The organism is uncultured Bacteroides sp. (assembly GCF_947632445.1).
Lineage (GTDB): Bacteria > Bacteroidota > Bacteroidia > Bacteroidales > Bacteroidaceae > Bacteroides.
The window spans coordinates 1-6093 of record NZ_CANRPM010000104.1 but is presented as its reverse complement, the minus strand read 5'-3'; the positions used below and the strand labels follow the sequence as shown (position 1 = coordinate 6093).

Below are 6093 nucleotides of genomic sequence, written 5' to 3'. Positions count from 1 at the left end.
TGAAGGGTATTCGTGACCCTTGATAAAGGGTGTTCGTGACCCTTGATGAAGGGTGTTCGTGACCCTTGATGAAGGGTATTCGTGACCCTTAATGAAAGGTAAAAGTAAATTTTGAATGCCGTCCCTTCATTTTTACAGGAGCCGGAATGCCGGAAATCGGGAAGAAACCCGTATTTTTGCATCCAAACTATCCGAAAGATGACTATGACACCCAAAGAACGAATGGACTGGCTGCGTGCCGAGCTGCACCGCCACAACTACAATTACTACGTAATGAACGCTCCCGAAATCACGGACAAGGAGTTCGACGACCTGATGCGCGAACTGCAAGACCTGGAGAAGGAGCATCCCGAATATGCGGACGAAAATTCGCCCACGATGCGTGTGGGCAGCGACTTGAACAAGAACTTCACGCAGGTGGCCCACAAATATCCCATGCTCTCGCTGGGCAACACGTACTCCGAAAGCGAGGTGACCGACTTCTACGAGCGGGTAAAGAAGGCACTGAACGAGGACTTTGAAATCTGCTGCGAACTGAAATACGACGGCACATCCATCTCCCTGACCTACGAGAACGGAAAGCTGGTGCGGGCCGTGACCAGAGGCGACGGCGAGAAGGGCGACGACGTGACAGACAACGTGAAGACCATCCGCAGCATCCCCCTCGTGCTGCACGGAGATTATCCCCCCGTATTCGAGATACGCGGCGAGATACTGATGCCCTGGGAGTCGTTCGAGGCCCTGAACCGCGAACGCGAAGCCCACGAGGAACCGCTGTTCGCCAATCCGCGCAACGCCGCTTCGGGTACGCTGAAGTCGCAGAACTCGTCGGTGGTGGCCGCACGCAGGCTCGATGCCTACCTCTACTACCTGTTGGGCGAAAATCTGCCTGCCGACGGCCACTACGAATGCTTGCAGAAGGCGGCACAGTGGGGCTTCAAGGTATCGGAGCACATGAAGAAGGCCCGCACCTTGCAGGACGTGTTCGACTACATCGGCCATTGGGACACGGAGCGCAAGAACCTGCCCGTAGCCACCGACGGCATCGTGCTGAAAGTGAACAGCCTGCGCCAGCAGAAGAACCTGGGCTACACCGCCAAGTCGCCCCGCTGGGCCATCGCCTACAAGTTTCAGGCCGAACGGGCACTGACGAGGCTCAACAAGGTGAGCTATCAGGTGGGCCGTACAGGGGCCGTCACACCGGTGGCCAATCTGGACCCCGTGCAGCTGTCGGGCACCGTCGTGAAACGCGCCTCGCTCCACAATGCCGACATCATCGAAGGCCTCGACCTGCACATCGGCGACATGGTCTACGTGGAGAAGGGCGGTGAAATCATTCCCAAGATAACGGGGGTGGACACCGAAGCCCGCGGCATGTTGCTGGGCGAACCGGTGAAGTTCATAACCCGCTGCCCCGAATGCGGCACGCCGCTGGTGCGCTTCGAAGGCGAGGCGGCCCATTACTGTCCCAACGAGACGGCCTGTCCGCCGCAGATTAAGGGCAAGATAGAACACTTCATCAGCCGCCGGGCCATGAACATCGACGGATTGGGGCCCGAAACGGTCGACATGTTTTACCGTCTGCACCTTGTCAAGGACGCTGCCGACCTGTACCGCCTCACGGTGGACGACATCAAGGACCTGGACCGGATGGGACGGAAATCGGCCGAGAACATTATCAACGGCATCGCGGCCAGCCGCAACGTGCCCTTCGAGCGTGTCCTCTTCGCCCTGGGCATCCGCTTCGTGGGCGAGACGGTTGCCAAGAAGATAGCCCGCTCCTTCAAGAGCATCGACGAAGTGGAGCAAGCCGGCCTCGAAACCTTGACGAATGTCGATGAAATCGGGGAGAAAATAGCCCAAAGCATTGTAAGCTACTTCGCCAATCCGTTGAACCGCAACCTGGTGGAGCGGCTGAAAGAAGCCGGACTGCAATTCAACCGCAGCGAGGAAGACTTGAGCGGATATACCGACAAACTGGCAGGGCAATCCATCGTCATCAGCGGCGTATTCGAGCATCACTCGCGCGACGAATACAAGGAAATGATCGAGCGTAATGGCGGAAAGAACATGGGCAATATCTCGTCCAAGACAAGCTTCATACTGGCCGGTGCCAACATGGGGCCGTCCAAGCTGGAGAAGGCACAGAAGCTGGGCATCCGCATTATGTCCGAAAACGAGTTCCTCGACATGCTTTCCTGACATAATCACATAAAAACGTTTTTTATCTCGGATATTTGTAGTGCAAAACGAAAAAAATAGGTACATTTGCGAGCTCTAAACCACAAGATTATCACACAAGACCCATGATAAAAACCAGATTGAAGGGAATGGGGGTTGCTTTAGTCACCCCGTTCAAAGAAGATGAAAGTGTAGACTACGATGCCCTGATGCGTATCGTGGACTATCTGATACAGAACAACGCAGACTTCCTGTGCGTACTGGGAACGACTGCCGAAACCCCGACACTGACCGAAGAGGAAAAGAAGAAAATCAAACGAATGGTGATAGAGCGCGTCAACGGACGTGTTCCCATCCTGCTGGGTGTGGGCGGCAACAACACGCACGCCATCGTCGACACGCTGAAACACGACGACTTTACCGGCGTAGACGCCATCCTCTCCGTGGTGCCTTACTATAACAAACCGTCGCAAGAGGGTATCTACCAGCACTATAAGGCGATCGCTGAAGCGACGGAGCTGCCCATCGTGCTCTACAACGTGCCGGGCCGCACCGGTGTGAACATGACGGCCGAAACTACCCTGCGCATCGCCCGCGACTTCGAGAACGTGATTGCCATCAAGGAGGCATCGGGCAACATCACACAGATGGACGACATCATCAAGAACAAGCCGGCCAACTTCGACGTCATTTCGGGCGACGACGGCATCACCTTCCCGCTCATCACGCTGGGAGCCGTAGGGGTCATCTCGGTCATCGGCAACGCTTTCCCACGCGAGTTCAGCCGCATGGTGCGTCTGGCCCTGCAAGGCGACTATACCAATGCACTGACCATTCACCACAAGTTTGCGGAACTGTTCAAGCTGCTCTTCGTAGACGGCAATCCGGCCGGCGTGAAAGCCATGCTCAACGCGATGGGTATGGTGGAAAACAAGCTCCGCCTGCCGCTGGTTCCTACACGTATCACCACGTTTGAAGCCATGCGCAAGATTTTGAGCGAGCTGAACATCAAATGCTGATTTAGGACACCCCCGTTCGTTTTGCCCATCTTAACTCCCTTTAGGGCCGCAATGACACAGTATTCAGTGAGGGTATAACGAAGCACTGCATGACATCTTCATAAAGCACTGTATGACATACTCACGAAGCACTTCCTGAAACCGTCAGAAAGTGCTTCATGGCAGGGTAAGAATTCGAATCGAGGGAACAGAAGGACAGGATATATAAAACATAAAGCCCTACAAGATACTCTTGCAGGACTTTGTGATCGCGACAGGATTCAAACCTGTAACCGGCTGATCCGTAGTCAGCTACTCTATTCAGTTGAGCTACGCGACCCCTTTTATATTCTGTAGAAAAGTAGTGACCGCGACAGGATTCAAACCTGTAACCGGCTGATCCGTAGTCAGCTACTCTATTCAGTTGAGCTACGCGGCCCTATTTTTTACGGATGCAAAGATACGGACATTTTCTGTCTCTCCAAACTTTTCACGACTTTTTTCGTAAAAATCATTCGATAAATCTATAGTTAAACAACTGCCAGCCTAATGTCAATCCTACATTCCATTCGCCCTTAGGTGAACTATAATGATTTACATACGCAGAGACTGCACCGAACGGCAATTTGCATACTACAGATACTTCTCCCATGTATTGGAAATCAGAAAAGGCTTTTCCATAATAAGCTTGATTGTTTTCGTTCCTTTTTATCGGGAAAATAGGGGCAAATCCATAGAATTCGGTCCGAAGATGGAACATATCATTGAATACGAAAATAGGCTTTATACCTGCAGAAATAAACTGATTGGCCCGAAAAGCTTCGTTATACATAATCTGGCTGTGTGGAGTTGGGGCAAATTCCCTGGCCTGCATCATGGTGGCAGTATAGTTTTCTGAGAAATTTCTCGATGAATACACTAATTCCGTCATCCAGCCTAACGTAAACAGAGGACTCAGCCGATGATAGGCGTCCTTCATATACGAGATTTGCAGCCAAGCCTGATGCTTCTTCTCGACTGCGGTCGAACTTCCGTTTTTAGAGGAAGCCCGAGGAGTGAACCACTCATTTCCGGTAAATACTTGAGCGACAAGGCTCTCAAGATACCCTCTTGTGGCATACTGGCGGGAGTCGGTCGTGCTGCCATAAAAACCGATACTTCCCCCCAACAGCTTGTGAGTGCTTTTGTCTGCACGGTCTTTGGTGAAGTCGATGGTGGTCGACTGATAGTAATTGTCCGTCAACACGCCATAACCGAATCCGAACTCCGCACGCTTGTTGGCCAGAAAGGGTAACGCACACATAAGTTTCACAAACCTTTCATCCTTCGAATTAAAAGAAGGACGGTCGTTTTTGGAGAACAGCTTGTCTTTCTTGTAATAATCAAATGTGCTGATAGATCCTAACAAACGGAAAGAAATAGGAATACGGGTGGGCAAATCCAGCCTTCCCATTAATTGAATGTTATTGTAGATTTTCCCAAGCTGTCCGTCGATCATAATCTCTTTGGAATAATAGTTCAGGTTCTGGTATCCGATTCCAAAATAGATCTGATTGGAGCTGGTAGTAGACACGCTTCCACCTATTCGGACAAAGAGATCTTTCTCCATCTTGACCTGAAGATGAAGCTCGTACAAATCGGATTGAGGATCATAAACCGCATGAGGGATAATCTCGGAAATCATATTGTCTGCCAGTAATCGGAAATATCCTCTTTTTAAATCTTCATAAGTGAAAATCTGATGGTTGTCGCTATGAAACTCCTTTCTGATATACGACTGCTGGCGTTCGTTGGCTCCTTCAATGTAGATGTCACGAAAACGTAATGGGGGTAAATTGTTACGATAGGTCATACGCCTCAGCCGGACATTTTCAGCGCTTTCGCGGCGGGATATTCGCATTTTGATGGAGTCCATCAGACTGATAGTCCTGTTGTACCCAATATCATGAAGCTCCTTCAGGCGGTCAAAATCAAGCAGATTGACATCATCATATTTGAAAGTCATCACAATACCCAACGAATCGGGAATGGAATAATCCGTTTTCTGCATAATCATGTTCTCAAGTTGGCTCATAAGACTACCTGCCTGAGGCTTTCCCGGATTGGCAGCCACTACACTGCCGATAATCACGTCGGGATGGAAATCCTTCATCATTACATCCGTAGGGAAGTTATTATAAATGCCGCCGTCGTAAGCCAATACGCTGTCTATCTCAATGGGTTTGAATACGAAAGGAAAACTCATCGAAGCTCGTACTGCATCTCCCAAATCACCCTGCCGCATAACCAAAGGACGCTTGTTGTACACATCGGAAGCTACACAGCGGAAAGGAATGAACATATTGTCGAAATTTCCCCGACAGGCCGCCATAGCCTGTGCAAACAGCTCCACGAATACAAGGTTCATCTGGATAGGGCTCACAATGTTGGTCGGAATGATTTGGGGGCGAACACGGATGGAATCGCCAAAAGAAAAGCGGATGTTGGCAAACTCTGATGTCGGTCTGCCTTGCTTGAAATAATATCCGTATTGCGGCTCAACCTGCCCGGAATACCACCTTTTGAAATCCGGTGAACGAAGCAGAGCTTCCATATCATCAGGTGAATAGCCCATGGCATAGAGCGAACCGATAATAGCCCCCATAGATGTACCCGCAATATAGTCAATGGGGATGTTGTTCTCCTCCAATGCACGGATAATACCGATATGGGTCATGCCTTTGGCACCGCCACCGCTCAATACAAGCCCGACCTTCTGGGCATGGAGCACAGAAAACATGGGCATGCAACAGAGGAAGCACAACAAAGACAACAGAAAGTTTCTCATACAACAAGTCATACAATGCGCATATTGAATGTTCAAATATAGACAAATGTTTTCAATTTTATTACACTCCATGAAGAAAAAACCTTT

General features: G+C 50.4%; 3 protein-coding genes and 2 tRNA genes. 2 read left to right on the top strand and 3 right to left on the bottom strand.

The genetic code is table 11. The annotated features are described in order from the left end of the window. Positions 1–204 precede the first annotated feature (204 nt). Together ligA and dapA are read left to right on the top strand one after the other, a co-directional pair. Positions 205–2202: an NAD-dependent DNA ligase LigA gene (gene ligA, locus Q0Z70_RS12800; protein ID WP_298075114.1), complete on the top strand. Its 1998-nt coding sequence runs from the start codon at positions 205–207 to the stop codon at positions 2200–2202. A 104-nt stretch (positions 2203–2306) separates the two neighbouring features. After that, positions 2307–3200, top strand: a complete 894-nt coding sequence (dapA, locus tag Q0Z70_RS12795) for a 4-hydroxy-tetrahydrodipicolinate synthase (protein WP_298075112.1) — start codon at positions 2307–2309, stop codon at positions 3198–3200. 245 nt (positions 3201–3445) lie between these two features. Here dapA and Q0Z70_RS12790 read toward each other — a convergent pair. From Q0Z70_RS12790 to Q0Z70_RS12780, 3 genes are all read right to left on the bottom strand, one after another. Continuing rightward, positions 3446–3519 (bottom strand) — tRNA-Arg (locus Q0Z70_RS12790). 25 nt (positions 3520–3544) lie between these two features. Further along, positions 3545–3618: transfer RNA gene (locus tag Q0Z70_RS12785), tRNA-Arg, on the bottom strand. A gap of 72 nt (positions 3619–3690) precedes the next feature. Then, on the bottom strand, positions 3691–6006 hold the full coding sequence (locus tag Q0Z70_RS12780) for a patatin-like phospholipase family protein (protein WP_298075110.1): 2316 nt from the start codon (positions 6004–6006) through the stop codon (positions 3691–3693). Between the last annotated feature and the right edge of the window lie 87 nt (positions 6007–6093).

Excerpts from the sequence above, each read along its gene's own strand:
- Q0Z70_RS12780 (WP_298075110.1), bottom strand. The coding sequence starts at position 6,006 with ATGAGAAACTTTCTGTTGTCTTTGTTGTGCTTCCTCTGTTGCATGCCC.
- ligA (WP_298075114.1), top strand. The coding sequence starts at position 205 with ATGACACCCAAAGAACGAATGGACTGGCTGCGTGCCGAGCTGCACCGC.
- dapA (WP_298075112.1), top strand. The coding sequence starts at position 2,307 with ATGATAAAAACCAGATTGAAGGGAATGGGGGTTGCTTTAGTCACCCCG.